This window comes from Terrisporobacter othiniensis, from assembly GCF_000808015.1.
Lineage (GTDB): Bacteria > Bacillota > Clostridia > Peptostreptococcales > Peptostreptococcaceae > Terrisporobacter > Terrisporobacter muris.
Map to the genome: position 1 here is coordinate 1 of NZ_JWHR01000016.1, position 26,290 is coordinate 26,290.

Genomic DNA, 26,290 nt, shown 5'->3' on the forward strand with positions numbered 1-26,290 from the left:
GAATAATTTTATACATAAATGTATAATATATATTTAATCCTGAAGGGTTGAATAAAGTATAAATATTAAGTTTTAGTGATTCATTAATTATGAAATCCTTAAGCGAAGAAATTACATAAAAAAACTGTCTATTTTTATAGGCAGTTTTTTTTGAGTAACTGGGTTGTCTGAAACTGTAGCGAGGTCACCTAATTTGTAACATGAAGTGTTTCGCTGACACGTAACTCAAGCGAAGAGAATTTTTTATCTCAATAATTTCTTTTTATTTGAAATTTTATCTTCCTTCCCAAAATAAATATAATTATTATAAATTTTTGTAAATATATAGTTTTTATGGTATCCTATTATATCGACAAAATTATTTTAATTAGATTCGGAGGAATATATATGTCATTTTTACTATTAATTATAGGTTTCTTTTTCCTTATAAAAGGTGCCGATTTATTTGTGGAAGGTGCAGCATCTATAGCTAGAAAATTTAATGTACCTGCAATGGTTATAGGTCTTACAATAGTCGCAATGGGTACAAGTGCACCAGAGGCAGCAGTAAGCATAACATCATCTTTAGCTGGTCAAAATGATATGAGTGTGGCTAATGTAGTTGGTTCAAACTTCTTTAACATACTTATAGTTCTTGGTGTTTCTGCTATATTGGCAAAACTTCCTGTTCAAAAAGATACTATAAAAAAAGATACACCTTTCTTATTATTTGTTAGTGGATTATTATTGCTATTTAGTCTTGATTTAAGAGTAAATAGAATAGAAGGTCTAGTATTATTAGTTGTATTTGCTTACTTCTTAATAAACACTGTAAAAGGTGCCAAAAATGCTTCTTCAAATTCTATGGCTCAATCTGAAGTAGCTATGGAAATAGAAGTTTCTGAAGAAGTGTCTATGTCAAAAACTATATTATTAAGCATATTAGGTATCTTAGGTATAGTATTAGGTGGAGATATGGTTGTAAATTCTGCTACCGATATTGCAACAGCTTTTGGTATGAGCGCTAACTTAGTTGGTTTAACTATAGTTGCCGTTGGTACATCTTTACCTGAATTTGTTACTTCTGTAGTAGCTATCAAAAAGGGTGAAACTGAAATAGCTATAGGAAATGTTATTGGCTCAAATATATTTAATATTTTATTAGTTTTAGGGTTAGCTACAACGATCAAACCAATTGCAATAAGTATGTTAGCTTTAACGGATATAATATTTATGGTTGCAATAACTGTTCTTTTATACATATTTATGAAAAAAGATAATTCTCTTGTTAAAAAGCAAGGTTTAATATTAATTGCTATTTATATAGCATATATGGCTTATACTATTATGAGATAAAACAACTTAATATAATCTTTTTAATAGCTGTCTTACATTTAAAGTTTGACGGCTATTTATTTTGGACAATAGATATATGTAAAATATTAATTAATATATTTTTATAATATATTCAAAATTAATTTTCCCATTTTATTCTTAGGATAATAAAGTATAAAACAAAAGATAATATAATGAGTGCTATTTTTTGCAAAATAAAAATAATATTTACATATTATTATGATATTCTAAATTTTATTTATTATAGATTAACAGGAGGAATTAATATGTCATTTATAATTCTAATTATAGGCTTCTTTTTTCTTATAAAGGGTGCTGACTTATTTGTAGACGGAACTTCATCTATTGCTAGAAAATTTAACGTGCCACCTATGGTAATAGGCCTTACTATAGTTGCAATGGGTACCTCTGCTCCTGAGGCTGCTGTTAGTATTACATCTTCACTGGCTGGTCAAAATGATATGAGTGTGGCTAATGTAGTTGGTTCTAATTTTTTTAATATTTTAGTTGTACTTGGTGTTTCTGCCATATTGGCAAAATTACCTGTTGAGAAAAATACAATTAGAAAAGATACTCCTTTCTTGATTTTAATCAGTCTACTATTATTACTTTTCGGTATTAACATGAATGTAAGTCGTATAGAAGGAATAATTCTTTTAGTTTTATTTGCTTATTTTCTATACTCTACAGTTATGAATGCAAAGAGTACTAGTAGTGAATCTGTAGCCGAAACTGCTACAACAGCTGAATTAGAAGTGGGAGAAGAAATGGCAATGGGTAAGACTATATTACTTAGCATAATTGGAATTATAGGAATTATATTAGGTGGAGATATGGTCGTAAATTCTGCCACTAATATAGCTACCTCTTTTGGAATGAGTGCTAACTTAGTTGGTTTAACTATAGTCGCCATTGGTACTTCTTTGCCTGAATTTGTTACATCTGTAATAGCAGTCAGAAAAGGTGAAACTGAAATAGCTATAGGAAATGTTATTGGTTCTAATATCTTTAATATACTTTTAGTTTTAGGGTTAGCAGCTACTATAAGTCCTATAAATATAAGTATGTTTGCTTTAATTGATATTGTATTTATGTTCGCTATAACTATTCTTTTATATTTCTTTATTAAAAAGTCTAATTCCCTTGTAAGATATCAAGGTATAATATTTATAGTTATATATTTGGCTTATATGACATATACAATTATTCGTTAAGTATAAAATTCATATTCTTCAATATCTTCATTAGTAAGACTTAATTCTTTTAAGCAGAAGATACATCTTAGATTATTTTCCCGTAAACTTTTCCCTACCAAATAAAAAAATGACTAGGAAAAATTTTTTCTAGTCATTTTTTTATTTGGTATATTAATTTTATCTGTTCTTCCAAGTTAAGATAGGTTTCTTTACTGCTCTAGCATCATCAACCCTACTAACTATAGTATTGTGTGGAGCTGATGTTAATAATTCAGGATTTTCTTTTCCTTCTTTTGATATTAATTTCATTGCATCTATAAATTTATCTAAAGTTTCTAGACTTTCAGTTTCAGTTGGTTCTATCATCATCGCTTCTCTAATTATTAGTGGAAAATAAACTGTTGGTGGATGATATCCATAGTCTAACATTCTTTTTGCTATATCCATAGTATTGTACTCTCCATGAGGTCCTCTTAATACAAATTCATGTTTACAGATTTCATCTATTGGTAAATCGTAATCTTCCTTTAAATTTTCTTTTAAATAGTTTGCATTTAAAACTGCTATTTCACTTGCTTTTTTAAGCCCATCTCTTCCCATAGTTAATATATAAGCAAAAGATCTTATCATTACTGCAAAGTTACCATAGAAATTTTTAATTTTACCTATAGAGTCTTTTTTATCATAGTTTAGCAAATATTTACCTTTAATTTTTTCGATCACAGGAATTGGTAAATAAGGAATTAAATCTTTTTTTACACCAACTGGACCACTTCCAGGTCCACCTCCACCATGAGGTGCAGCAAAAGTTTTATGAAGATTTAAATGAACTACATCAAATCCCATATCCCCTGCTCTAGTTATTCCCATTATTGCATTTGTATTCGCACCATCATAGTATAAAAGTCCGCCAGCTTCGTGAACTAGAGCTGCAATTTCCTCTATGTTTCTTTCAAATAATCCTAGAGTACTTGGGTTCGTTAACATCAATGCTGCAACTTCATCATTTAATACTTCTTTTAATTTTTCTATATCAACAGCTCCATTTTTAGTTGATTCAACTTCGATAATATCAAATCCAGCCATATTTGCACTGGCAGGATTTGTTCCGTGAGCTGAATCAGGAACTATAACCTTAGTTCTCTTTAAATCTCCTCTACTTTCATGATATTTTCTTATCATCATAAGTCCAGTAAATTCTCCATGCGCTCCTGCTGATGGCTGTAAAGTAACTTCATCCATTCCTGTTATTTCGCATAACATTTTTGATAAATTGTACATCAGTTCTAGAGAACCTTGAACTGTTTCAATTGGTTGATAGGGGTGAACACTTGTAAATTTACTAAGTAATGCCATATCTTCATTTATTTTAGGGTTATATTTCATAGTACAAGATCCTAGAGGGTAAAATCCTGTATCCACACCAAAATTTTTATTTGATAATAAAGTATAATGTCTTGCAACATCTAATTCACTAAGTTCTGGTAATTCTAGATCTGTTTTCTTTATCATGTTGTGATCTAACATTTCATCTAATTTAAATTCTTCCACATCTAATTTTGGAAGGGAATAAGCTTTTCTTCCTTCCTTAGAAATCTCAATTAATAAGCTATTATATTCTTTCATTTTTACATCCCCTCCATAATTCCTATTAATTTATTTATTTCATCTACACTTCTTTTTTCAGTCACACAAAGCATTGTACATCCACTTAGTTCAGGGTAATCTTTACCTAAATCATATCCTCCAAGTATATTATTATCTAATAATTTTTTATTCAATTCTTCTATTTCTACTGGTGATTTTATAACAAATTCATTAAAGAACTTTCCTTTGAATAATGGTGTAAATTTTCCACCTTCACTTACTTTTTTAACTGCATAGTGTGATTTTTGCATGTTTTGCATTGCTACTTCTTCATATCCCTTTTTGCCCATAGTTGCCATATAAATCGCTGAGTTTAAAGCGCATAATCCTTGATTAGAGCATATATTTGAAGTTGCTTTTTCACGTCTAACATGTTGTTCTCTAGTTTGAAGAGTCAAACAATAACATCTATTACCATTTCTATCCACTGTTTGACCAACTACTCTACCCGGCATTTTTCTAATTAAACCTGATTTTATAGCCAAGAATCCTACATAAGGGCCTCCATAATTTAATGCATTTCCTAAAGGCTGAGCATCTCCAACAGCCACATCTGCTCCTACTTCTCCTGGAGATTTCAATACACTTAAAGTTATTGGGTTTACACTTAATACATACATAGCTTTTTTAGCATGAGCTATTTGACCAACTTCATCTACATCTTCTATAACTCCAAAAAAGTTTGGGTTTTGAAGTAGTACACAAGCAGTATCCTCGTCTACTACTTCTTTTAATTTATTTAAATCCGTCATACCTAACTCTCTATCATAATCAACTTCTACTACTTCACAATTATTAAATTGTAAATATGTTTTTAATATTTGTCTTGTTTCTGGATGAACTGTTTTTCCTACTACTACTTTTTTACGTTTAGTTTTGGAAACTGCAAGCAAACACCCTTCTACTGCTGCTGTTGCGCCATCATACATAGATGCATTTGCTATATCCATTTTTGTAATTTCTGCTATCATTGATTGGAATTCAAATATACTTTGTAATGTTCCTTGACTTATTTCTGCTTGATATGGTGTATATGCTGTATAAAATTCGCTTCTTGATGTGATATGTTTTATGATTGAAGGAACATAATGATCATACGCTCCTGCGCCTAAAAAGCAAGTTAATTCTTCTGTACTTATATTTTTATATGCTATATTTTTTACTATTGTAGCAACTTCTAATTCTGATTTTGATTCTTCTAATTCTAAATCTCTTTTAAGTTTTAAATTATCTGGAATGTCTGAGAATAAATCATCTATTGAATTTACTTTACATACTTTAAGCATTTTTTCTTCGTCTTCATGTGTTGCTGGTATATATGGGTATTGTTTATATTCTTCTTTTACTAATTCTGATTTTTTATATTGTTTTTTATAGAAAGGTCTTTTTACTATTACTGCACTTACAAGTTTTTTTCTAACCTTTACTCCTATTTCAGTTCCAACTTTTGCATAGTTAGAATCTATAATCGCCATACCTATAAATTTATCTAAAGTAGGTGATTTAAGACCTGTAGTAACGAATCCTATAACTTTATCATCTACTTCTATTTCATAGCCGCCTCTTATCATTCCTTTACCTTGCATTTCAAAAGCTACTAGCTTTCTTTGTGTTTCTTGTGATTTTAAACTAGTTAAAGCATCTTTTCCTAGGAAATTTTCTTTATTTAGTTTTACAAATATTCCAAGACCCCCTTCAATTGGAGATATTTCTTCACTTATTTCATGTCCATATAGAGGTAAATTCACCTCTGCTCTTAAAGTATCTCTAGCGCCAAGACCTGCTGGTGTTATATTGTCTTTTCCTGTTTCCAAAATATCATTCCATATTTTTTCTACAACATTGTTATTGCAATATATTTCAAATCCATCTTCTCCAGTATAACCCGTTCTTGAAACTATGCATTTTTCTCCACAAACAGCCACATTATTTTTAAATTTATAAAACTCTATATTACTTAAATTTACATCTACTAACTTTGATAAGATTGCTTCTGCTTTAGGTCCTTGTATTGCCAATTGACCAATATAATTTGATATATTATTTATCTCTACATCAAATTTTTCACCTTTTTCTTTTATCCATTCAAAATCTTTATCTATATTTCCAGCATTGATTACTAGTAAATAATTTTCTTCCTTAATCATATAAACTAGTAAATCATCTACTGTCATTCCATTTTCATAACACATCGGTGAGTATATGATTTCTTCTTTTTTCAGATTTGTAATATCATTTGTGATTAAATATTGTATAAAGTTAAAAGCATCTTTTCCTTTAACTTCTATCTCTCCCATATGTGAAACATCAAATAACCCTGCACTTCTTCTTACATAATCATGCTCTTTGGTCGCCCCTATATACTCTAGTGGCATTTCCCACCCTGCAAATTCAAACATTTTTGCATTCAATTTTTCATGTGTAGAATATAGCTTAGTTCTTTTTAGTTCCATTACATCCATCATATTAATCTTCCCCCCAATATTATATTTTCACATTAAATTACCTTTGCTTGAGACATTGTATATACAAATCACTTTATGTCAATAACTCAACCCTGACCTTCCCACTCAATACAACAACCTCGCTCTATTAACTAGTTAGAAATTATAACTTCCTTTACATTAAAAAAGAGGATATGTAGATACTATAAATAGTAGCCACATATCCTCTGTTCATTTACCTGAAAGTTTTAGTGAGTTTTAATACTCATTTTCTTCGTCGGTGACTTTTACCAATTAATAAGCAAAGTCTTTCCAGAGTTCCATTAATTTACGATATTTTTGCCTGAAAGTTTCTCTTGAAAATTTAATGGCTATTTTCAGATTGCTTCTTCGGCCTTTTTACATAAGTAAAAACGTCTCTCGTAAATCTCATTTGGATTTATTCAATTCTAAAATTATTATATGGAAATTCATTATATTTTTCAACTACTTTATTTAAATTTCTTATATTTTTTTTCCTAACCTTATTTTTATTAAAACTCTTAGATAAGAAAATTTAATTATTAAACAAACAAGTACCTATAATAATATTATAAGTACTTACATACTACATTAAAAGTTACTTAATTAGAATTAATAAAACTTTTCCAAACAATTCCTACTTTTATAATTTTTAATAGTATCCTAAATCCTCGAAATAATTAGATTGTTAATTTTTTCATTGGCAATATAATTAAAATCAGCTATATTCGATATTTTTCAATAAAAAATACACATAAATATAAATATTTAATTCTAAGTCCATATTATACATAAGACTTTATTAGTTGAAGTTTTCCTTGTATTTTATAAATAGTTCCTTTTTTATATAAATAGTTCTCTCATTCATCTCTTCACAATAATCTCACCAAATTATTTTACCCTCACCACTTATAACTGTGTATGAACATACCTCTGTATCACTCTTATCGTTATATTCTCCGTTTACTTCTATTTTTTTAACTGTAAAATATGGTGTCTCTAATCTTTTAAAATTTTCTATTTTTCCTGCTTTATTTTCACACTTATAATCTATCATATCCAAAGATTTTTCTATATGCGTTTCTCTATCCCTTCCCCAGTCATATATTCTAAATGTTTTAATATTAAGAGGATGCGAGGCTCTAATATCCTTGATACTAATGGAAATATCAATATAGAGCCTTTTGTTATTCCTAGACTAGACTATTTTATTTTGTCATTCCATGAACCTGTTTTCCCACCAAATTCATTAGAAAATAATACTAATGCTTTGATAAATGCTATTAATAAAGTTGATAACTTAATAAGTTTAGGTCACCTTGGTAATCCAAATTATCCTATTGATTATGAAAAGATTATAAAGTTAGCTGTTGATAAAGATATTTTAATAGAAATTAATAATTGCTCTATTAAGGGTGTTTCTAGAAATGGAAGTGCTAGTAATTGTCAATCTTTGTAAAAAATATGATGCAAAAATTATACTTACATCTGATGCTCATATTTGTGTTGATATAGCTAATTATGAATTCTCAATAAATACACTTAAAGAAATTGATTTGCCTAATGAATTAATTATAAATGAGCCTTCAAAGCTAGTTTCTTATTTTCATAGCAAAGGCAAATTAGATGATTTTACTTTATCTGATTTAGAAAATCTATAATATAATACTCATTTTTCTTCAAATAATCTATTTATAAATAAAAGAGCATAGAGTTATAAATTTCCTAAAATAATAATCTCTATGCTCTTTATATTGAAGTTACTCATTTAAATAACTATATTACCAACTTCATTCAATATTTTTTAGTGAAAAAATACACATAAACATAAATGTCCATGTGTATTTCATAATTATCTAATTTTAATAATAATACGGAGAAGTAAACATAAAGAAAAATGCCCCTAACGCACTTATTAGTAAGAAAATTACTATGGTAATTATAGCTAATATTACAGGAATTACTATATTAACGCCACCTTTATTTAATATTAATCTTTGTTTAATATCTTCATCCATGTTTCTAAGAGAATCCAGTTGTTTTTGTATGTGTTTTAAGTAAGTTATGTTTCCATATAATCCTGAAATTACTGCTATAGCTATACTAGCTACTAGTGATAAATATGGTATAACTGATCCAATCACTATATCTGCTATAATAATTCCAAATCCTATAGCATACATTTTTCTATATAAAAACCACCACGAATTAAAGAAAAATGCTGCCCAGTTCCAACTAGTAGATTTATATGATTCTTGTATATCCTTAAATTTTGGTATATAATATTCTACTTTCTTTTGAATAAAATTAACCATATCTTTATTGTTAAAGTCAGCTCTCGAATTTTCATCATAACTAGTATCTGTGAAGCTTTTATATGTTTCGTTGTTTTTTATAACATCTTTAATATTTTCAGTAGTGCTTTTTATACTATCTTCTATAGTTGTTAATTTATTTCCACAATTTGTGCAAAACTTAGCATCTTTTGAGCTTTTCTTTCCACATTTTGAGCAATATATGAAACTATTTTCTTCAGTCATAATGTTCTCTCCTTAAAATACATTTTTAATAAGTATATTTATTGTACTATTATTAGTATATTCTTACAATAGGGTCTTAATAAGATCTTCTATTAGCAATTTTACTTTTTATAATCATTGTTACTGAGTTTATATAGTTTTAATATTCCTTCAATATCTGGAGTAATTTTTTATAGTATTTGATACTACATAAGTTCCCTCAAATTAATTAATAATTGCTACTGCAATCATAGCTATATTTTTTCTCTCAGCTAGGTCAACAATCATTGTAAAGACTAGTGATTTACTTAGAAAACTTATTACTCTTCATTTTTTATTAATTTTTATCAAAATATCTTGAAATAAAAAATTTAAAATCATTCACTCAATATTTTCTACATATCAATGATTTTAATTTTACTATTAAAGTTATACATATCCTTTAAGTTGACATCTCCTACTTTTATATATACTATAAATATAAATTATTAGAATTTAGAACTATTCTATTTTTTTATTCAAAAATGTGGTATTAAAATTGATTCATATAAAGACAATCCTTATTCTATAAATAGAATACTTGGTCTAAAAGAAAGTATAACTATAACTGTGGATACGGTTATAGGTGTTGGCTTATTTACAGTTGGTGCCAATGGTGTTGGCTACTTAGGACCTAATGTTATTTTTGCAACTTTATGTGCATTTATTGCAAACCTTATGCAGATGCTATGATACAAGCTGGTATATTAGGCTTTCCACTAATTATGTTATGTCTAGGAATTGCCTTTGGTAGAGATTTTTCTACATTAAACTCTTGTATTGCTGCTCCATCTAGATATTTATATGGAATGGCAAAAGATGGTGTCATCCCAAGTTCATTTGCTAAAATTCATCTAAAATATAAAACACCTTATTTTTCTATAATCTTCTTAGGTATTATCACAATTACCCTTATTTATATTGGGGATATTTTATATGTTGCATCTTTAAGCTTATTTGCTAACTTATTCTATTATATAATTGGATTCTTTGCTTTTATTGAACTTATAAAGAAGTATCCAGATTTAAAAAGATAATACAAATCTCCTTGTGGTATTTTATTGGCGGTATTTAGCATAGTTGTATATGCTATTATTATGACTGAATTGGAAAAAGATACTTTTATAACAGGTATCATCTGGTGTGCTATAGGCGTAATCGTATTCTTATTCTTTAGCAATAAAAATAAAGATATTGAGACAAATGAAGATCCTGTTCCTATTCCTAGTGAAAATGAAATAGTTGAACTTAATAATAAGTATAAAGTTTGGAAAAACATTGTAAGTATTTTATTTGTTTCCATACTTCTTTTATATGTAATCATGTATTTTATTGCATAAGAATTCATAAAAAACACTATTTGCTCTATACTATTTACTATTTTTCACATAAATAAAGCCATATTCTATCTGATTCAATCAAATAAAGTATGGCTTTTAGAAATTATTTCGTTAAAGAAATATATTTTTTTGAAGTTAATAAATAATAAGTTATATATATTATGGTAAAAATAATAGTTGTAGCTATAGTAGAAAGTCTTCCATCCTGATTAAATAAACTTGTTACTGCATAACTTGCTACAGCGCTATGAATTATAGCCACTATAGCTGGGAATAAGAAAAATATACCTACTTGCTTATAAATAGATTTATTAATATATTCTTGGCTTGTTCCTATTTTTCTCAAAGTATCAAATCTAGGCTTGTCTTTACTTGCATCAGAAATACATTTAAAGTACATAATACTTCCTACAGACACTATAAATACTAAAGCCATAAATAATCCTATAAAATAAATTGAATTTATAAAGTTATAACTATCTTCATTAAAATCATCTACGCTATAAGTTTTTATATTACTGCTTTTCTCTATCTCCTTCACTATATTTGCACTATTATCAAAGTTTTTTAATGTGATACAAGATATATTTTCTGTATTCTTATTTAGGTCATGTTTTAAAGAATCAAAAGTATTGTCATTTACAACAATAGTTGGAAGATTCCCTCTAAAAAAACCAAATAAATTCATTGCATAAGAGTCAATTATTTGAATGTTTCTATTCCCTAAATTAAAATCCACTTTAAAATCAAAAGCATTTATTAAATTCTTAGGAATTATAAATATAGCTTCATTATCTTTTAGCTGTGTGTTTAAAAATTTATTTTCATTATCTAATTCTCTATATTCACATATTTTTTTTATGTCTGAATATCTTATAAAGTTCACATCGCCTGTAACAATCAGTGGTGATTCTTTTTTACCAGCTTCAGTAATATCAATATACATAAGCTCAGCTTGTAGTTTATAATCAACCTTCTCATCACTTTTATTTAAAGCATCCTTTACTACTTTGTTATCTAGATTTCCTTCATACATTATACTGTATGGGTATTCCGATTCTTTGCCTTCTGTAAAAACAGTTCTAGTCGCAATGGAAACTATCACACTAGTCAAACAACAAGTTATTAATACTGCAATTTGACCTAGAACTTTATTATTATCTCTTATTCTAAAGATTATATTGTTATAACTTAAAACATTAGTACCTTTATATAAAAAATCTTTATTATTAATTAATTTTGAAACTATAAAAGTGAAAAATCCTTTAAATAATAGCATTGTTCCTATTATAACCATAACTACTGTTGCTAGTATGGCTGCTGTAAATGGTATGTTATATTTTTTGTAATATAAAATCACAACATAAGCTAAAATTATAACTATTAGACCTAAAATACCTTGTAAGGTTTTATTTTTACTATTATCACTTTGGTATATATTTGTTGCATTAATAAGTTTTGTTATATCTGTTCTTAGTAGCGCTATATATTCTTTAATAAATACACAGATTAATATACCTAGAAAAATTAAGCTAGTTATTAGAATAGATTCCTTTGATATTTCAAACTTCATAACAGTATTCACCTTAGAAATTTTAGCCAATGCCATTAAGAATAATTTATTAGTTAAAACTCCTCCAAAAATACCACCCACTAAAGCTATTATACCTATTAAAAGTCCTTCTCCAGCAAATAATAAAGCTATTTTATTATTCTCAACACCCATAAAAGTGTAAATTCCAAATTCTTTTTTTCTCTGCTCTATGAAAAAACTACTTGAATAAGAAATAAAGAATATAAAGAATAAAAACAGCACTATAGCACACACCATTGCTAAAGTTGATACGACGTTTAAATCTTGTATCTGTCTAAATTGCTCACTAAACATAAGCGTTACAAAATTATAAAATACTACAATAGAAAATATCATTGAAAATATATACATCCCATAGTTTTTTATATTTTGTCTTAAGTTCATAAATGAAAGCTTAAAGAAGTTCATTTACTTCACCCCCCATGGAAGTAAGCAAGTTCATTATGCTATTGTAAAATTCTTTTCTATTTCCTGAGCTATCTATTCTAGCATTTAGCCTTCCATCTTTTATAAAGATAACTTTCTTGGAATAACTTGCACTAAATGGATCATGAGTAACCATAATTACTGTTACATTAAACTTTTCATTCATGTCTTTTAAACAATTTAGTAACTCTGATGAAGACTTTGAATCTAGTGCTCCTGTTGGCTCATCAGCAAAAATTATTTTTGGTGATGTTATAAGCGCTCTAGCTGCTGCTACTCTTTGTTTTTGTCCTCCAGATAATTCATATGGATATTTTTTAAGATGAGCTTCTATCCCAAAAAATTTAGCCAATCTTAATATTTCCGACTTGATTGTTTTTTGTTTTTCATTACTTATTACAAGAGGTAGAGCTATATTATCTTCTACGCTCATGCTATCTAATAAATTATAATCCTGAAAAATAAAGCCTATGTTATCTCTTCTAAATCTTGATAACTCCTTATTATTCATTTTACTTATATCTTTATTTTCATAATATACATTTCCTGAAGTAGGTTTGTCCACTGTTGACAAAATATTTAGTAAAGTAGTCTTACCTGCTCCAGAAGGTCCCATTATTGATAGAAATTCGCCTTCTTTTACCTCCAAATTTATGTCTTTCAATATCTTAAATGTATTTTTATTATTTTTAATATCTTTTTTTAAGTTAACAGTTTTTAACATATTACCCTCCAAATTTCTAATATTTATTATACTTATATTTTATAAGCTTTAGATATTTGATTCCATCTCTTAACCTAACACTTTGGAGATAATATGTGTCATTTATGTCACATTGAAATAATCTGATAAATTATAAAAGGTAATATAGACATCACAAAATTCATTTGGAGTAGATACTATATTTATATCATGACTTAATTTGTTTAGAATTTTCTTTGATATGTAAAGTCCCATTCCCGTTGATTTTGTTCTTTTCCTTCCATTCTCTCCCGTAAAACCTTTATCAAAAACTCTTTCTATATCTTGAGGTACAATTCCCATACCATAGTCTTTAATATGAAGTTCACATCCTTTTTTATTTTCCTTAATATAAATTTCTATTCTCCCACCTATATAGCTATACTTAATTGCATTATCAACTACTAGCTCAATTATATGAGTAATCCATTTTTTATCAGTAAGGACAGTTTTATTAATATCATCAACTTGTAAATCTAACTTGTTATATATAAATTGATATTTATTTTTCTTTATTACCTCTTTTATAACTTGTTCCAAATTCACTTCATTTATTATAAAGTCTGAATTGTAGTTACCTGCTCTACTCGAGTACATTGCTTGTTCCACTAATTTATCTATACGACTAACCTCACTATTAATCTGTTTTGATAATTCTCTACTTTCATCAATTTCATTTACTCTTTTCCCTATTATTTCAAGAACTGATATAGGAATTTTTACTTCATGTATCCAGTTTGTCATGTAATCATTAATTTCTTCTAGTTCATTTCTTAAACTATCTACTTCCTCTTCATTATCTTCAATTAACTTCTTAACATTTTTATAAAGATAGTCATTTGCCAAACAAAGATTTTCTTCTCTTATATTATGTATGGACTTTATAAATTTACTTATTTTTCTCTTATAATTACCATAGCCTATTAAAATGAAAATAATGATAACTAAAATTGATAAAATATTAATATAAATTAAAGTATCAATACTATTACTTAAGTTAGGATCTAGTAGTATAGTCACATCTACAATTACCATTATGAAAATAACTAAAATCAAAAACAGTTTCACTTCTTTTAAATACTTTAATAAACTCATCTCAATATGTATCCTTGCCCTTTTTTAGTTTCTATAAAGTCATTTAACCCAATGGAATCTAGTTTTTTTCTTAATCTATTTACATTAACAGTCAATGTATTTTCACTTATAAATTCATCTGTATCCCAAAGTTCTTCTATTATTTCTTCTCTACTTACAATTTTTTCTTGATTGTTCATTAATATATTCATAATTTTTAGTTCATTTTTAGTAAGATCTACATTTTCATCTTTAAAATAAACCTTACCTTCAACTATATTTAAAGTTATATCTTTAAATTTTATTATGTCACTTTTTAAATCATTATTATAAGAATAGGTTCTTCTAAGAATTGCTTGAATTTTTGCCACTAAAACTTGAGGTGAGAATGGTTTAGTAATGTAATCGTCTCCACCCATATTTATGGACATGATTATATCCATATCATTATCTCTTGATGAAATAAAAATTATTGGAACCTTTAGAAAGTTTCTTATTTGTGAGCACCAATAAAACCCATCATAACAAGGTAAATTTATGTCCATTAAAATTAGTTTTGGATTACATTCCAAAACCTCATTAATTATATTTTCAAAATCTTTTATTTCACAAACACTATAGCCCCACTTGCTCAAAATTAAACTTACTTCTCTACTTAAAGCATTGTCATCTTCTATTATAAAAATATCCATTATTATATACCTCTTTGTTGTTTATTCTAAATCAATATTATTATATATTAATTATAATCAATTCTAATGCTTTTCTTACAAGTTGTACATTATCAATATTTAATTAACTCAAATTATTTCTAATATTTAGCTTATTTTATTATTTTTATGCAAATAATAAATATAGCTATTTAAAATAAATGGAGGTGTAATTTTTGAATTTAAAAAATCCTATAAATCATAATTGTAATATTAAATGTCCCAAATGTAATCATACATATTTATACGACTTTAAAATTGAAGATATAAAAAAATCTACCCCTAGAAAAAGTTCAGTTAAAAATTCCTATGAATTTTTAACTTATTTAATTTGCAAAAATCCATTATGCAATTATGATATTGAAATCAAAGGACAAGTTATTGAAAATCCTTCAAATATTCTAGATTCAATAAAAATTACTTCTATTAAATAATATAAAGAGCTCATAAAATATGAGCCCCTTATATTTAAATTCTATATTATCAAACGTTTTTAAGGCATCATTATATATAACCACACTTTCAACAATAATTTGAAACCTTTTCATATCTATTGCCTAACTAATATATCTTTCCATATAATTAAATAGCTTTATTTTATAAAGTATAATTTAAATCAATCCTTTCAATAATATGTAATTAATCTCTATTTTAATATAGAAAAAAACTCCTTTTAAATACAAAACCTATTTCTCGTGTTTGCTATGATTATTTTTATAAGGAAGACCTATACAATATGTACTTTAAAATAATTTATAAAAAATAGCTCGCATTTACTATGAGCTATTTACATTACTAATTTAATCTATTAATACATTATCTTCTATAAATTGTATAAATTCCTTCTCTATCTTATTAAACTTCTTTGTTTTCGAATATGCAAACCAAGTATTTCTTATCACATTATTACCATCAAGATCCAACAATGGTGTTAATTGAAAATTATAATCATTTTTAAATTCATCAGGTAAGAAACAACAAGTATATCTCAGTCCTTTGTCTATTAATTTCCAAGCAAAATCAATATATCCTGCAAATGTTCCCGAAGGCCTACTTTCTTTATACCTTTCATTCCACCAATTATCAATTAATTCCTTACTTTTATCATTCTTTCTATAATCTATAGGTTTTAAATAAGGTAATTTGTCTAAATTAATCGGATCTTTAGATACGATATATGATTTATCTTGTTTAACTAATATTTTATTTATTAGACCTTCATAATTTCCTGATATAAATCCGAAACTTAAATTATTTTCAACTAACATTCTAAATAAATTATGACTTTGCTCCGTTACAACATCGAAACTTACACCAGTTTTTTTTCTCAGAATAATCAAAGAATAAATCTGCTAGTCTAAATTTACTATATGTATATGATGATCCTATAGTTATTACACCACTTGATCCTTCATTATTCATTGACTCCGATTTAAAATTTAATTTTTTATCAAAGTCAATTGTAATCTACAAATTTATTTATTGTAAATATATAATAACTATTTCATAGCATCTTTTTTTTGTTAGTTTAGTTAAAGTTGAATTATATTGTACTTTTGAAAACTTCATTCCATCAAATTTATCAGCCTCTTCTTTAGCAGTATTTTCGCGGTATTCTAACCACTCCAATTGTTTATCTTTAAATTCTTCTAATTCATTTTTATTAAGCTGATCTATTAGTAATTCACAAATCTCACTTAACATATCATCCCATTTTGAAAATTTATTTTCTTCTAATTCTATCATTTCTGATGTTGATTCTTCATTGTGTAAGGTATCTGATTGAGTAATACTTTCGTCTAAGTCATCTAACTTAGCAAAATATTCATATTTATGTATAGGATTTTCTTCTTTAACTATTACACTATCATTTTCAACAACATTTAATATTCCTGTGCTTTCTATTGTTTTATATTTGCTACATCCTGTAATAAAAAACATAACTACTAGTAACAGCATACTTAACTTTCTTATGTTCATTTTATATTTAATAATTTCTAACTTCATATTTAACTCTCCTGCCTTTCGTACTTATAATTCCTTATTAAATATACAATCTAATTTAATTAATGTCTAATTCTTATTGATTATATCAGTCATGCACAAAAAAACATGACTATTATCTTATGCATTATAAAAAGCTGCCGTCAACTTTTTATAAATATGCTGACGCCAACTTTTCATTTTAATTAAATCCATATAAGCTGTAATATACTAGTAGTAAATTCACTACTTTTCCATAACTTAGTGTTCCTTCTTCTACACCATTTGCCTTTAGATAATTACTATTCATATTATCTGATACTTCGTTTACTTTTCCTTCGTATTGCTTCCAAAATTCCCTGCTATAATTTAGGTCATTAATTACAGATGATGATAATTCTCCATTTAAACTAACTAAAGCATCATAATCAACTTTTGCTAATGCTGAAGCTGTATACTTAAGCGCTAATATATACCCTGAATATTGAAAATCATAGTCTTCGTTGTTAATACATGCAATATACGCTAAAAAATTACACTCATCCTCACTTCCATATCCCCTTTGATGTGCCATTTCATGTAATGTTGTAAAAGGAATATAAATATCAGGTACTCCAGTATTTACATTAGCTTCTCCTGTAAAAGGTGAGTAAATTCCTGTTATACCTGTGTAACATAATAAATTTGAATTTAATATTGGTTTTGCTGGCGCATAACTTCCTCTTTTATTTAAATTTAAAATACTAACATTTTCATATCCATTATTTGCTCGGTTCAAAACTTCTTTATAGTCAGTATTACACTTCATTACTTTTTGTTCATCTTCCAAAACTTCAGCTCTTATATCATTACATTTTTCTATTAAAAACTTATATAAATTTATTAAATCTTCTTTATCATAATCAACATCTTTTATATTTTCATTGTGACTTTTATTGTAATCAACAATTAGAGAATCTTTTAAATTCATACGATTATAATTTAATCCCCACAATACCACAAAAAGAAAATAAACTATACCAACTATAGATATTATATTTAAAAATGAATTTTTTAAATATGATAAAATATTATTAGGTTTTTTCATAATATAATAAATTGAATATATTAAAAACACTAAAACAGAGAGTAGTGATATGTAAATTAATATTTCAAATATTGAACAAGGAAAAATACTAAAAATCTTACTCATAATTTTTACAATGTATATGTTAATTCCATTTGAATAATATTTTTCCACCAAACTAGGTATCTTTCCTGCGATTATATTTATCAAAATACTTAGTACAAATAAAGAAATAGATATAATTCTAAATTTTTTAATCAAAATCACCACCTTTATTACTAATAATTATATTATAAGTTTTTTTTATTAATATAGTAAACAAAAAAGAGCTATAGAGATAGTGGGTAGCATAATAATAGATAGTGTTATAATTATTCAGTAGTTTTATTTTTAGCAAATCACTTCTAAGCTTTTATATGTTTCTTCCACATAATAAATGTTATAATTATTAAAATCACTCCATATGCTATTAATGCATATATATTAAATAGTAAAAGATAATTTATTCCTACTGCTACACCTAAAATAATCATCCCTAATAAAGTATTAATTATGTTCTGACTTTTGTTAACCTGTCCGAACTTAATAGTAAATGGTAAACTATTTTTTCCTATTATATGTTCAATGACTATGAAAAGTAATAAAAATACAAAAGCAATAATTAAAATAGGCACTACTTTAACTCCAAAAATTAAGATAAAAATTATACTTTCAAATAAGTATAGTGGCAATAATAAGTTTGCTAAAAGAGCTTTATATGCGCCTTTGTATATATTAGATTTATCACTTATAAATGTTGCATCATAAATCCATGCTGCCTTATAGTTATTTGAATATTGCAGTGTTATTAATAAAGTTGGAACCATAAATATAAACCAATAGATATTTAATGACATATGTAAAGATATATTCTTTATTTCACTTATAAAATCCATTGAAAACATAAATATAAATAGTAATGGAAATACCATATCAAAACCTAAGCTAGGATATGTCATCAATTTAAATTCTCTTTCTCTTTTTATTATAGAAGTTGAAAGATCATAAGCTGCTTTTTCTTCATTACTTCTACACATACATCTTCCAATTTTATAAAATACCCTATTTTTCTTTTCTTTTTCATTATCATTGGCAATATTTAATTTAGAAAGAGAATCTTCAAACTTAGACGTATTATTTATATATAGACTAATTGCTATAATTGGAACAAGAAAGGCTAATACAATAAGAGCTATTATTATTTTATTAATTTCCCCACCATCAACTGCATATAAAGGTGATGCGAACCACATTGGCGGAAAAAACAAGTTCCATATCTTACTTTCATATATTATATTTAAATCAACTATATCAAACATTCGCCCTAATAACTGATAACTTATGGTCATTATTATTGTTAATCCTATTTGCACAAAATTGATTATATCTTTAACTTTTTCTCCATCAAAAAACTTTAAAATCAACAGGTATAATAATGCTGTTATTACAATCATAAATATATCTATTATTATTAATTCTAATATAAAAAGAATTCCTATTAAAACTCCTGATTTAAACATTCCTATTATTGTAAGCCATGATAATGCCAATGAAGTTAGGAAGATATAATAACATATGTGAGTTAGTTTAGCTGCATTAATTGTTTTATTATCAATGCCCTTAGTTCCTATTACATTTTTATCCCTCATATCTAAAAGAACACTTGAAAAATCCGATATAAATATAGTTAATATAAAAAACATAAACATCCCAAAAACTAGAGAATATGTATACATCTTATTAAATGAAAATAGTGTTATTATTCCAATAAAAATCCCCATTATTCCATACATAATTAATGCTTTATTAAACGAATTTTTACTTTCATCACTTTCATCTTCCTTGCTAGAATTTTGCATAACAGTAGATGTTCTTCTACTATCAAGAGTTAATTTCATACTTAAAATTAGCCTCATTTTTTCATAATCTACACCAACTTTAGTATATATCCCCTTAAATTTATCTAAAATATTTAAAAATTTATATTCTTTCATATTATTCACCTACTTAATTACACTAGAAATTCTATCAGCAATTTCTTTGTGATTATTAAACCCTGTTATTTCATTAAATATTTCTTCTAATGAACCTTCTTTAGAATTTTCTTTAAGTTCATCAAAACTTCCATCAGCAACTATTTTTCCATCATTAAGTAACACTATTCTATGGCTTATCTTCTCTACTACATCCATGATATGTGATGAATAAAAAATAGTTTTTCCTTCTCCTGCAAATATTTCAAGTAATTCTTTAACTATCATTACAGAATTAGCATCTAATCCACTTAGGGGTTCATCTAAAAATAATATTTCCGGATTATGAATAATACTGGAAATAAGTATTAATTTTTGTCTCATTCCTTTTGAAAATGTTGATATTCTTGTGTTTAAGTAATCGTATATTCCAAATAATTTCATAAGTTCTTTTCCTTTTATTGTTAATGTTTCCACATCCAAATCATATAATTGACCAATGAAATTCAAATATTCTATTGCAGTTAAACTTTCATATACTTCCGATACTTCTGGCACATATCCTATTTTCTTTTTATATTCACCTTTTGTATCTTCAATACTTTTATTAAAAATTATTACATCTCCTTCATATCCATCTACTATGCCTAACATAATTTTTACAGTTGTACTTTTTCCTGCACCATTGGCACCAATATATCCAATAATCTCTCCTCTTTTTACTTTGAGATCAACCCCTTTTAATACTTCCTTTCCTCCGAAACTCTTTTTTAAACCCTTTAATTCCAATATTATTTCATCCATAACCTCATCCCCCTTCTTTCATAAACTTATCAAAAATCTTTAGCAATATCATAAGTTCACATTCCAATAAATACCATTCTAACAGTCACTAATTATTTTATAAGACTTAGACCTGCCAGTCTACAACTTATATAAATAAAAAAGTACCTTACATAATTGTAAGATACTTTTTTATTTATATTCTATTAGCAAGTAGCTCCTCCAACTAAGTGAAGGTCTGCATTTATTATTTCTTCTTTTCTCTCAAGTAAATCATTTGCTAATAATTGTTTTTCCACATTTTCAAAACCTAAACGTTCTATAGTGTTGGCAAAACGCTCCCCTGTTTTTCCTTGTTCCCTATATAATAATATGGCTTTTTCTATTATATCTAAGGCTTCTTCCTTGCTAGTAAATACCTTATTTAAAGCTATACCATGATTTATTTTTTTACCCCATCTACCACCAATATAGATTTTATATCCATATGTTCCGTCTTCAATCGCATCAAATGGACATGCTCCTACACAACGGCCACAATGATTGCATAGCTCTTCATCTATTTCTAATATATCATCCACAACTTTGCATGCATTTATTGGGCATAATTTCTCTATAGCACATTTTTTACATCCATTACAAGAGTCTTCATCAAAATTTGGTATATATTGTCCTATTATTCCCAAGTCATTTAAATCTGGTTTTACACAGTTATTTGGACATCCACCTGTTGCTATTTTAAATTTATGAGGAAGCTTTACACCTGAATATCCTTTATAAAATCTTTCATGAATTTCTTCTGATAGTTCAAATGTATCTATTAAACCATATTGGCAAGTAGTTCCCTTACATGATACAACTGGACGTACTTTTGAGCCTGTTCCTCCAGTTTCAAGACCTTCTTTTGCTATATATGCTCTAAAATCTTCAATTTTTTCATATGGTATGCCTTGTATTTCCACTGTAAGACGAGTTGTAAATGTTACTATTCCGTTACCAAATAACTCAGCTGCTTCTCCTATACATTTTTGTTGTGTTGCTGTTATTTTTCCATTTACAGTTATTACCCTTGCAGAAAAATTATCAGTACCCTTATTACTTAAAAAACCTAAAGCCTTTACTCTTTTTTCATCTTCCTTACTAATTGTCAATGTTGCCATTGTTTTTCCCCCTTTTTAATAATTATTCTTCATCTTCCTCTATTTCATTGAAAGTCAATCCACCTTCAAGAACTTTTGTGTTACTATATCCATAGAACTTTAAACGATTTTGTAACATATATGCGCGTTTACCTTTTGCACATATCAGTAATAATCTTTCATTAGTATCGTATTCTGGAAGTACACCTTCCACCTTTGTTAAGTCTATATATGGAGCAGTTTTTAAAGTTGGCAATATGGATGCATCAATTATTTTATAATCGTTAGCTTTTCCTTCTTTAAATTCTACTGGAGTTATTGTTTCAAACTCTCCATTTATTTTATTTTGTAATATATTTAATGTGTGAGCAAATGGATGAATTGCTGTAGAAAATGGTGGTGCATAAGCAAAATCCAAGTTTTCTAAATCATCTATTGATGCATTTAATGATATAGCTGTAACTGCTATATCAACTATTTTATCTACTTCTCCCTTTCCAAGTACTTGTAGCCCTAGTAATTTCTTTGTATCTCTATCAGATATCATTTTAATAATAAAATTACTTGCACCTGGATAATAATGAGCCTTATCATCTACAACAGAGATTACGCTTATAGGATTATATCCAGCTTCCTTTGCAGCCACTTCTGTAAGCCCTGTTCTTCCTGTATTTAAGTTTGGTAATTTACAAACAGCAGTACCAAGAACACCTTCATAAGATTTATTTTTTCCTAATATATTTTTAGCAGTAAGACGTCCTTCTATATTAGCAGAAGAACCCATTGGGGACCATTGAGGTGCCTTTGTAATTTTATTTATTACACATGCACAGTCTCCTATAGCATAAATATCCTCTATATTTGTTTGCAAGTATTCATCTACTTTTACAGTTTTATTTGGCATAAGTTCTATACCACTATCTTGAAGGAAATTGGTATTTGCACGAATTCCTATTGAAAGTACAATTGCATCTGCCTTCATAGCACGTCTAGAAGTTTTAACTTTTTCAACTTTATCAGTACCTATAATTCCTTCCATTCTTACTCCTGTAGCAGTCATTATTCCATTTTCGGCTAAATGATTTTCTATATATTCGCTCATTTCTTCATCAAACCCTGGAAGTATATGTTCTGCCATATCTATGACAGAAACTTTCACTCCTTGTTTAGCTAAATTTTCTGCAACTTCCAATCCTATAAATCCAGCTCCTACAACTACAGCTCTTTTAATTTCTCCCTGCTCTATTGAATCTCTTAAATTAATTGCATCTTCAGGTGTTCTCATAAAGAAAACTCCTTTTAAGTCTAAACCTTCTACGGGTGGTTTTATAGGAGATGCACCACTAGCGATTACTAGTTTGTCATATCCATAATTATATGTTTCTTTGCTTTGTACGTTTACTGCATCCACAGTTTTTTCTTCTGGATTAACTTTTATAACTTCCATTTCAGTTAGAACCTTCACTCCTGTTAATTTTTCAAATTTTTGTGGAGTATTTACAATTAATTGTTCTTTTTCTGTGATAACATTTCCAACATAGTAAGGAAGGCCACATCCTGCATAAGATATATCTTTCCCCTTAGTAATAATAGTTACGTCTGAACTTCTATCTTCTCGTTTTAACTTTGCTGCAACTTTAGTCCCTGCTGCAACACCTCCAATAATAAGTACTTTCACACTTATCAACCCCCTTTTATTTCACATTAAAATTTATATAATTTACATTTTTTTCCTAATTATTCAATTTTATTGTAGCACTTGTGATATACTATTAAAAGCGATATTATCTTATGAAAAACATAGGTAAAACCTATAGATAATCAATATCAATTAAACATATTTATTAGTAAAATAAGGAGGCTATTTTATGACAATTAGACACTTGCGCATTTTTATAGAAGTTGCAAAAACTGGTAAAATGAGCATAGCTGCACAGAGATTATTTATATCTCAACCAACAGTAAGTCAAGCTATTCGTGAGTTAGAAGATCACTATAATCGAAAACTTTTCGATAGGCTGTCTAAAAAATTATACATAACATCCTTTGGTAAAGAACTCTTCACCTATGCCACACAAATAGTAGAACAGTTTGATAATTTAGAGAAAAAAATGAATGATAATCTTCATATAGAGCATTTACGAATAGGTGCTTCTGTAACTGTTGGAACTTGCCTTCTCTCCAAAATAATAAAAGAATTTCATAGTGTGGCTCCTCGAGTAAGTACTTATGCTTATGTTAATAATACAGCCATGGTCGAAAGGAAATTATTAAAATCTGAACTAGACATCGCTATTGTAGAGGGGGATATTCATTCTCAAGACTTAGTTACAATTCCTGTTATTGATGATTATCTTGTTCTTTTATGCAATAATAATCATCTTCTTCTAAATAAAGAAAAAATAACATTGTATGATTTAGAGAATCAAAGGTTTGCTATGAGAGAAGATGGTAGTGGTACAAGAGAATTTTTCGAGCAAATTTTACATAAATATAAAATTCATATAAAACTAGCATATGAGGCTAGCTCAACTGACACTATTAGAAGAGCTATTTTAGATGATAATTGTCTATCTCTTCTATCTATACATACTTTTGAAGAGGATATTATAAATGGTAAAATCCATATAATAAAAACTGATCTAAATACATTAAAAAGATCTTTTAAGCTTGTTTATCATAAGGATAAAATAATGACTCCTTCAATAATTACATTAAAAGATATCTTAAAAAAATATAAGACATCAGATTTTATGAAAAACTTATTAGTAAAAAAATAAGTATAACTATCATCTAAAGTTATACTTATTTTTATGTAATTATTATATAATTCTTTTACTAATCTGCTTTAAAAATATACATATAAATAAGAGTATACCTAAAATTCCTGTCAGTGGATAAACATTTGCTACTAATTTTTCAAATGGAAATAAACCACAGAAAAATGCTAAAATTGAAATAATAATGGCAATAATCTTTGAATTATACCTTCCTTCTTTAGAAATTTTGTCACATACTGTCCAAAAATTTGGTGCAGCTGTTGAAAAAATCCCGCATAACAAGACAATAGAAAAAACTTTACCAAACATAGGTGATATGGATTTTGCAAAATATAAAGTTGGTATGGATAATTTATAAATATCATTTATTTTTGATAATAAAGCAAAATTCATTACCAAAATAACTATCATTAATAATAAACTTCCCACAATTGCTCCATACTTAGCTTCTCTTCTAGTATCCGCACTATTTCCAAGAGATGTAAAGAAAAATAATCCACTTACCATGTTATATGATGCATATAATATTCCACTTTTAACACAATTCCCTCCTGCTTTTGTAAGATTAACCTCCATTATTGTTTGTGAAATATTTTTTAATCCGTCTAAATTTTGAACCAAAATAGTAAATCCCACAATCAAAGAAAATACAACTATAACAGGACCAATAAAACCAATTATGTTAATAAGACTATCCAATCCACAAAGAAAAGCAATAAGTACTAATATTGTCATCATAGCACAACCTACATAGTAATTTAGTCCATAATACTCTTGCAATGTTGCTCCTGCTCCCGAAATCATAACTATGACACTTATAAATAATAAAACTGGAACGAAGTATTCATAAAATAATCCTACTTTATTTCCACAAAAGTATTTATATGGTCTGTACTTTTTCAAGCTCCCATAATCAAAACCACATGACATGACTGTACTACCGAAATATGTAAATAATATTAAACTTATAATTATTGATACTAAGCTATATAATCCATTTGATGTGAAAAACTGCATAATTTCCTGACCTGTAGCAAATCCTGATCCAATAATAAATGCTATAAATGCTCCTGCAAACTTCATTACATTTAGTATACTAATTTTTCCTTCCATAGTTTCTCCTCCATATTTAAAAGTTTTGAAAGGCTAGTACTAAATATATGTATATAAAAACTCAATATGACTAAAAAATTAGCTTGGCTCATATCGCCAACGGCTTCGCCCGTTGCTCAAGTTGTAAAGTTGGAAATTATACGTTATCCATAAATCAGATAACATATAGTTTCCCTACAATAAAAAACACATTGATAAAATTGAAGTGAACCCTTTACACGGGAATAAATAAAACAACCTCTTTTGAAACATACTATATGTATGATTTTAAAGGAGGTTATTTTATTATGAGTACAAGAGTACACTACTCACCAGAAATAAAATGGA

26 protein-coding genes and 2 riboswitches are annotated in these 26,290 nt (G+C 27.1%); of the genes, 9 read left to right on the forward strand and 17 right to left on the reverse strand.

Annotated features, from left to right (window positions below; translation table 11 throughout):
- The first annotated feature begins 387 nt into the window (after positions 1-387).
- A complete protein-coding gene (locus QX51_RS01250; RefSeq protein ID WP_039678091.1) occupies positions 388-1,335 on the forward strand; it encodes a calcium/sodium antiporter in 948 nt (315 codons plus the stop codon).
- Positions 1,336-1,601: 266 nt separating this feature from the next.
- Positions 1,602-2,549 carry a calcium/sodium antiporter gene (locus tag QX51_RS01255; protein WP_039678092.1) on the forward strand — a complete coding sequence of 316 codons (948 nt, stop codon included), beginning with the start codon at positions 1,602-1,604 and terminating at the stop codon, positions 2,547-2,549.
- Positions 2,550-2,708: 159 nt separating this feature from the next.
- Here QX51_RS01255 and gcvPB read toward each other — a convergent pair whose 3' ends face one another.
- From gcvPB to QX51_RS20500, 3 genes are all read right to left on the reverse strand, one after another.
- Positions 2,709-4,157: an aminomethyl-transferring glycine dehydrogenase subunit GcvPB gene (gene gcvPB, locus QX51_RS01260; RefSeq protein WP_039678093.1), complete on the reverse strand. Its 1,449-nt coding sequence runs from the start codon at positions 4,155-4,157 to the stop codon at positions 2,709-2,711.
- A gap of 2 nt (positions 4,158-4,159) precedes the next feature.
- Positions 4,160-6,643: an aminomethyl-transferring glycine dehydrogenase subunit GcvPA gene (gene gcvPA, locus QX51_RS21530; protein ID WP_082007776.1), complete on the reverse strand. Its 2,484-nt coding sequence runs from the start codon at positions 6,641-6,643 to the stop codon at positions 4,160-4,162.
- Positions 6,644-6,847: 204 nt separating this feature from the next.
- A riboswitch (glycine riboswitch) is annotated at positions 6,848-6,940 on the reverse strand.
- Between the two features lie 3 nt (positions 6,941-6,943).
- Positions 6,944-7,055, reverse strand: a riboswitch (glycine riboswitch).
- A gap of 471 nt (positions 7,056-7,526) precedes the next feature.
- Positions 7,527-7,700: a hypothetical protein gene (locus tag QX51_RS20500; protein WP_161791881.1), complete on the reverse strand. Its 174-nt coding sequence runs from the start codon at positions 7,698-7,700 to the stop codon at positions 7,527-7,529.
- 75 nt (positions 7,701-7,775) lie between these two features.
- Between QX51_RS20500 and QX51_RS21035 the strand changes: the two genes are divergently transcribed.
- A complete protein-coding gene (locus tag QX51_RS21035; protein ID WP_242842666.1) occupies positions 7,776-8,102 on the forward strand; it encodes a hypothetical protein in 327 nt (108 codons plus the stop codon).
- Positions 8,071-8,304 carry a hypothetical protein gene (locus tag QX51_RS21040; RefSeq protein ID WP_242842667.1) on the forward strand — a complete coding sequence of 78 codons (234 nt, stop codon included), beginning with the start codon at positions 8,071-8,073 and terminating at the stop codon, positions 8,302-8,304. Before QX51_RS21035 ends, QX51_RS21040 begins: the two co-directional genes overlap by 32 nt.
- 201 nt (positions 8,305-8,505) lie before the next feature.
- On the opposite strand, the gene QX51_RS01275 is transcribed toward QX51_RS21040, so the two are convergent.
- Positions 8,506-9,183 (reverse strand): DUF2628 domain-containing protein, encoded by a 678-nt coding sequence (locus QX51_RS01275; protein WP_039678094.1) that lies wholly within the window; start codon positions 9,181-9,183, stop codon positions 8,506-8,508.
- Positions 9,184-9,771: 588 nt separating this feature from the next.
- Here QX51_RS01275 and QX51_RS21385 point away from each other — a divergent pair.
- The 3 genes from QX51_RS21385 to QX51_RS19240 are packed head-to-tail and all read left to right on the forward strand — an operon-like array spanning position 9,772 to position 10,541.
- Entirely contained in the window at positions 9,772-9,894 is a 123-nt protein-coding gene (locus tag QX51_RS21385) for a hypothetical protein (RefSeq protein WP_278246179.1), read from the forward strand.
- Positions 9,895-9,926: 32 nt separating this feature from the next.
- A complete protein-coding gene (locus QX51_RS19235) occupies positions 9,927-10,238 on the forward strand; it encodes an amino acid permease (RefSeq protein WP_242842668.1) in 312 nt (103 codons plus the stop codon).
- A gap of 24 nt (positions 10,239-10,262) precedes the next feature.
- Entirely contained in the window at positions 10,263-10,541 is a 279-nt protein-coding gene (locus QX51_RS19240) for an amino acid permease C-terminal domain-containing protein (protein WP_052232802.1), read from the forward strand.
- Positions 10,542-10,644: 103 nt separating this feature from the next.
- On the opposite strand, the gene QX51_RS01285 is transcribed toward QX51_RS19240, so the two are convergent.
- From QX51_RS01285 to QX51_RS01300, 4 genes are all read right to left on the reverse strand, one after another.
- Positions 10,645-12,543: an FtsX-like permease family protein gene (locus tag QX51_RS01285; RefSeq protein ID WP_039678095.1), complete on the reverse strand. Its 1,899-nt coding sequence runs from the start codon at positions 12,541-12,543 to the stop codon at positions 10,645-10,647.
- Complete coding sequence (locus QX51_RS01290; RefSeq protein ID WP_039678097.1) at positions 12,530-13,285, reverse strand: ABC transporter ATP-binding protein; 756 nt, start codon at positions 13,283-13,285, stop codon at positions 12,530-12,532. The genes QX51_RS01285 and QX51_RS01290 overlap by 14 nt, the downstream gene beginning before the upstream one ends.
- Positions 13,286-13,387: 102 nt before the next feature.
- Positions 13,388-14,398, reverse strand: coding sequence for a sensor histidine kinase (locus tag QX51_RS01295; protein WP_039678098.1), 1,011 nt, complete (start codon positions 14,396-14,398; stop codon positions 13,388-13,390).
- Complete coding sequence (locus QX51_RS01300; RefSeq protein WP_039678099.1) at positions 14,395-15,069, reverse strand: response regulator transcription factor; 675 nt, start codon at positions 15,067-15,069, stop codon at positions 14,395-14,397. Before QX51_RS01300 ends, QX51_RS01295 begins: the two co-directional genes overlap by 4 nt.
- 194 nt (positions 15,070-15,263) lie before the next feature.
- Here QX51_RS01300 and QX51_RS01305 point away from each other — a divergent pair, with 194 nt between their 5' ends.
- Positions 15,264-15,521 (forward strand): hypothetical protein, encoded by a 258-nt coding sequence (locus QX51_RS01305; protein ID WP_039678100.1) that lies wholly within the window; start codon positions 15,264-15,266, stop codon positions 15,519-15,521.
- A 366-nt stretch (positions 15,522-15,887) separates the two neighbouring features.
- On the opposite strand, the gene QX51_RS01310 is transcribed toward QX51_RS01305, so the two are convergent.
- The 8 genes from QX51_RS01310 to QX51_RS01340 all read right to left on the reverse strand — a co-directional run bounded on the left by QX51_RS01310 (position 15,888) and on the right by QX51_RS01340 (position 23,748).
- Positions 15,888-16,355, reverse strand: a complete 468-nt coding sequence (locus QX51_RS01310; protein ID WP_074078792.1) for a hypothetical protein — start codon at positions 16,353-16,355, stop codon at positions 15,888-15,890.
- Between the two features lie 10 nt (positions 16,356-16,365).
- Complete coding sequence (locus QX51_RS20505) at positions 16,366-16,509, reverse strand: hypothetical protein (protein ID WP_161791882.1); 144 nt, start codon at positions 16,507-16,509, stop codon at positions 16,366-16,368.
- A gap of 57 nt (positions 16,510-16,566) precedes the next feature.
- Complete coding sequence (locus tag QX51_RS01315; protein WP_039678101.1) at positions 16,567-17,094, reverse strand: lysozyme inhibitor LprI family protein; 528 nt, start codon at positions 17,092-17,094, stop codon at positions 16,567-16,569.
- Positions 17,095-17,272: 178 nt separating this feature from the next.
- Positions 17,273-18,406, reverse strand: coding sequence for a DUF3810 domain-containing protein (locus QX51_RS01320; RefSeq protein WP_330376021.1), 1,134 nt, complete (start codon positions 18,404-18,406; stop codon positions 17,273-17,275).
- Positions 18,407-18,540: 134 nt separating this feature from the next.
- A complete protein-coding gene (locus QX51_RS01325) occupies positions 18,541-20,169 on the reverse strand; it encodes a hypothetical protein (protein ID WP_039678102.1) in 1,629 nt (542 codons plus the stop codon).
- Between the two features lie 9 nt (positions 20,170-20,178).
- Positions 20,179-20,952, reverse strand: a complete 774-nt coding sequence (locus QX51_RS01330; RefSeq protein WP_039678103.1) for an ABC transporter ATP-binding protein — start codon at positions 20,950-20,952, stop codon at positions 20,179-20,181.
- A 185-nt stretch (positions 20,953-21,137) separates the two neighbouring features.
- Entirely contained in the window at positions 21,138-22,091 is a 954-nt protein-coding gene (locus QX51_RS01335; RefSeq protein ID WP_039678104.1) for a ferredoxin-like domain-containing protein, read from the reverse strand.
- Positions 22,092-22,113: 22 nt separating this feature from the next.
- Positions 22,114-23,748 carry an FAD-dependent oxidoreductase gene (locus tag QX51_RS01340; protein ID WP_039678105.1) on the reverse strand — a complete coding sequence of 545 codons (1,635 nt, stop codon included), beginning with the start codon at positions 23,746-23,748 and terminating at the stop codon, positions 22,114-22,116.
- 190 nt (positions 23,749-23,938) lie between these two features.
- Here QX51_RS01340 and QX51_RS01345 point away from each other — a divergent pair, with 190 nt between their 5' ends.
- The gene (locus QX51_RS01345; protein WP_039678106.1) at positions 23,939-24,850 is read left to right on the forward strand and encodes a LysR family transcriptional regulator; all 912 of its coding nucleotides are present in this window, start codon (positions 23,939-23,941) and stop codon (positions 24,848-24,850) included.
- 42 nt (positions 24,851-24,892) lie between these two features.
- On the opposite strand, the gene QX51_RS01350 is transcribed toward QX51_RS01345, so the two are convergent.
- Entirely contained in the window at positions 24,893-25,963 is a 1,071-nt protein-coding gene (locus QX51_RS01350; RefSeq protein WP_039678107.1) for a YkvI family membrane protein, read from the reverse strand.
- Positions 25,964-26,290 lie beyond the last annotated feature (327 nt).

Excerpts from the sequence above, each read along its gene's own strand:
- QX51_RS01250 (WP_039678091.1), top strand. The coding sequence starts at position 388 with ATGTCATTTTTACTATTAATTATAGGTTTCTTTTTCCTTATAAAAGGT.
- QX51_RS01255 (WP_039678092.1), top strand. The coding sequence starts at position 1,602 with ATGTCATTTATAATTCTAATTATAGGCTTCTTTTTTCTTATAAAGGGT.
- gcvPB (WP_039678093.1), bottom strand. The coding sequence starts at position 4,157 with ATGAAAGAATATAATAGCTTATTAATTGAGATTTCTAAGGAAGGAAGA.
- gcvPA (WP_082007776.1), bottom strand. The coding sequence starts at position 6,643 with ATGATGGATGTAATGGAACTAAAAAGAACTAAGCTATATTCTACACAT.
- QX51_RS20500 (WP_161791881.1), bottom strand. The coding sequence starts at position 7,700 with ATGATAGATTATAAGTGTGAAAATAAAGCAGGAAAAATAGAAAATTTT.
- QX51_RS21035 (WP_242842666.1), top strand. The coding sequence starts at position 7,776 with ATGCGAGGCTCTAATATCCTTGATACTAATGGAAATATCAATATAGAG.
- QX51_RS21040 (WP_242842667.1), top strand. The coding sequence starts at position 8,071 with ATGGAAGTGCTAGTAATTGTCAATCTTTGTAAAAAATATGATGCAAAA.
- QX51_RS01275 (WP_039678094.1), bottom strand. The coding sequence starts at position 9,183 with ATGACTGAAGAAAATAGTTTCATATATTGCTCAAAATGTGGAAAGAAA.
- QX51_RS19235 (WP_242842668.1), top strand. The coding sequence starts at position 9,927 with ATGTTATGTCTAGGAATTGCCTTTGGTAGAGATTTTTCTACATTAAAC.
- QX51_RS01285 (WP_039678095.1), bottom strand. The coding sequence starts at position 12,543 with ATGAACTTCTTTAAGCTTTCATTTATGAACTTAAGACAAAATATAAAA.
- QX51_RS01290 (WP_039678097.1), bottom strand. The coding sequence starts at position 13,285 with ATGTTAAAAACTGTTAACTTAAAAAAAGATATTAAAAATAATAAAAAT.
- QX51_RS01295 (WP_039678098.1), bottom strand. The coding sequence starts at position 14,398 with ATGAGTTTATTAAAGTATTTAAAAGAAGTGAAACTGTTTTTGATTTTA.
- QX51_RS01300 (WP_039678099.1), bottom strand. The coding sequence starts at position 15,069 with ATGGATATTTTTATAATAGAAGATGACAATGCTTTAAGTAGAGAAGTA.
- QX51_RS01310 (WP_074078792.1), bottom strand. The coding sequence starts at position 16,355 with ATGTTAGTTGAAAATAATTTAAGTTTCGGATTTATATCAGGAAATTAT.
- QX51_RS20505 (WP_161791882.1), bottom strand. The coding sequence starts at position 16,509 with ATGAATAATGAAGGATCAAGTGGTGTAATAACTATAGGATCATCATAT.
- QX51_RS01315 (WP_039678101.1), bottom strand. The coding sequence starts at position 17,094 with ATGAAGTTAGAAATTATTAAATATAAAATGAACATAAGAAAGTTAAGT.
- QX51_RS01325 (WP_039678102.1), bottom strand. The coding sequence starts at position 20,169 with ATGAAAGAATATAAATTTTTAAATATTTTAGATAAATTTAAGGGGATA.
- QX51_RS01330 (WP_039678103.1), bottom strand. The coding sequence starts at position 20,952 with ATGGATGAAATAATATTGGAATTAAAGGGTTTAAAAAAGAGTTTCGGA.
- QX51_RS01335 (WP_039678104.1), bottom strand. The coding sequence starts at position 22,091 with ATGGCAACATTGACAATTAGTAAGGAAGATGAAAAAAGAGTAAAGGCT.
- QX51_RS01345 (WP_039678106.1), top strand. The coding sequence starts at position 23,939 with ATGACAATTAGACACTTGCGCATTTTTATAGAAGTTGCAAAAACTGGT.
- QX51_RS01350 (WP_039678107.1), bottom strand. The coding sequence starts at position 25,963 with ATGGAAGGAAAAATTAGTATACTAAATGTAATGAAGTTTGCAGGAGCA.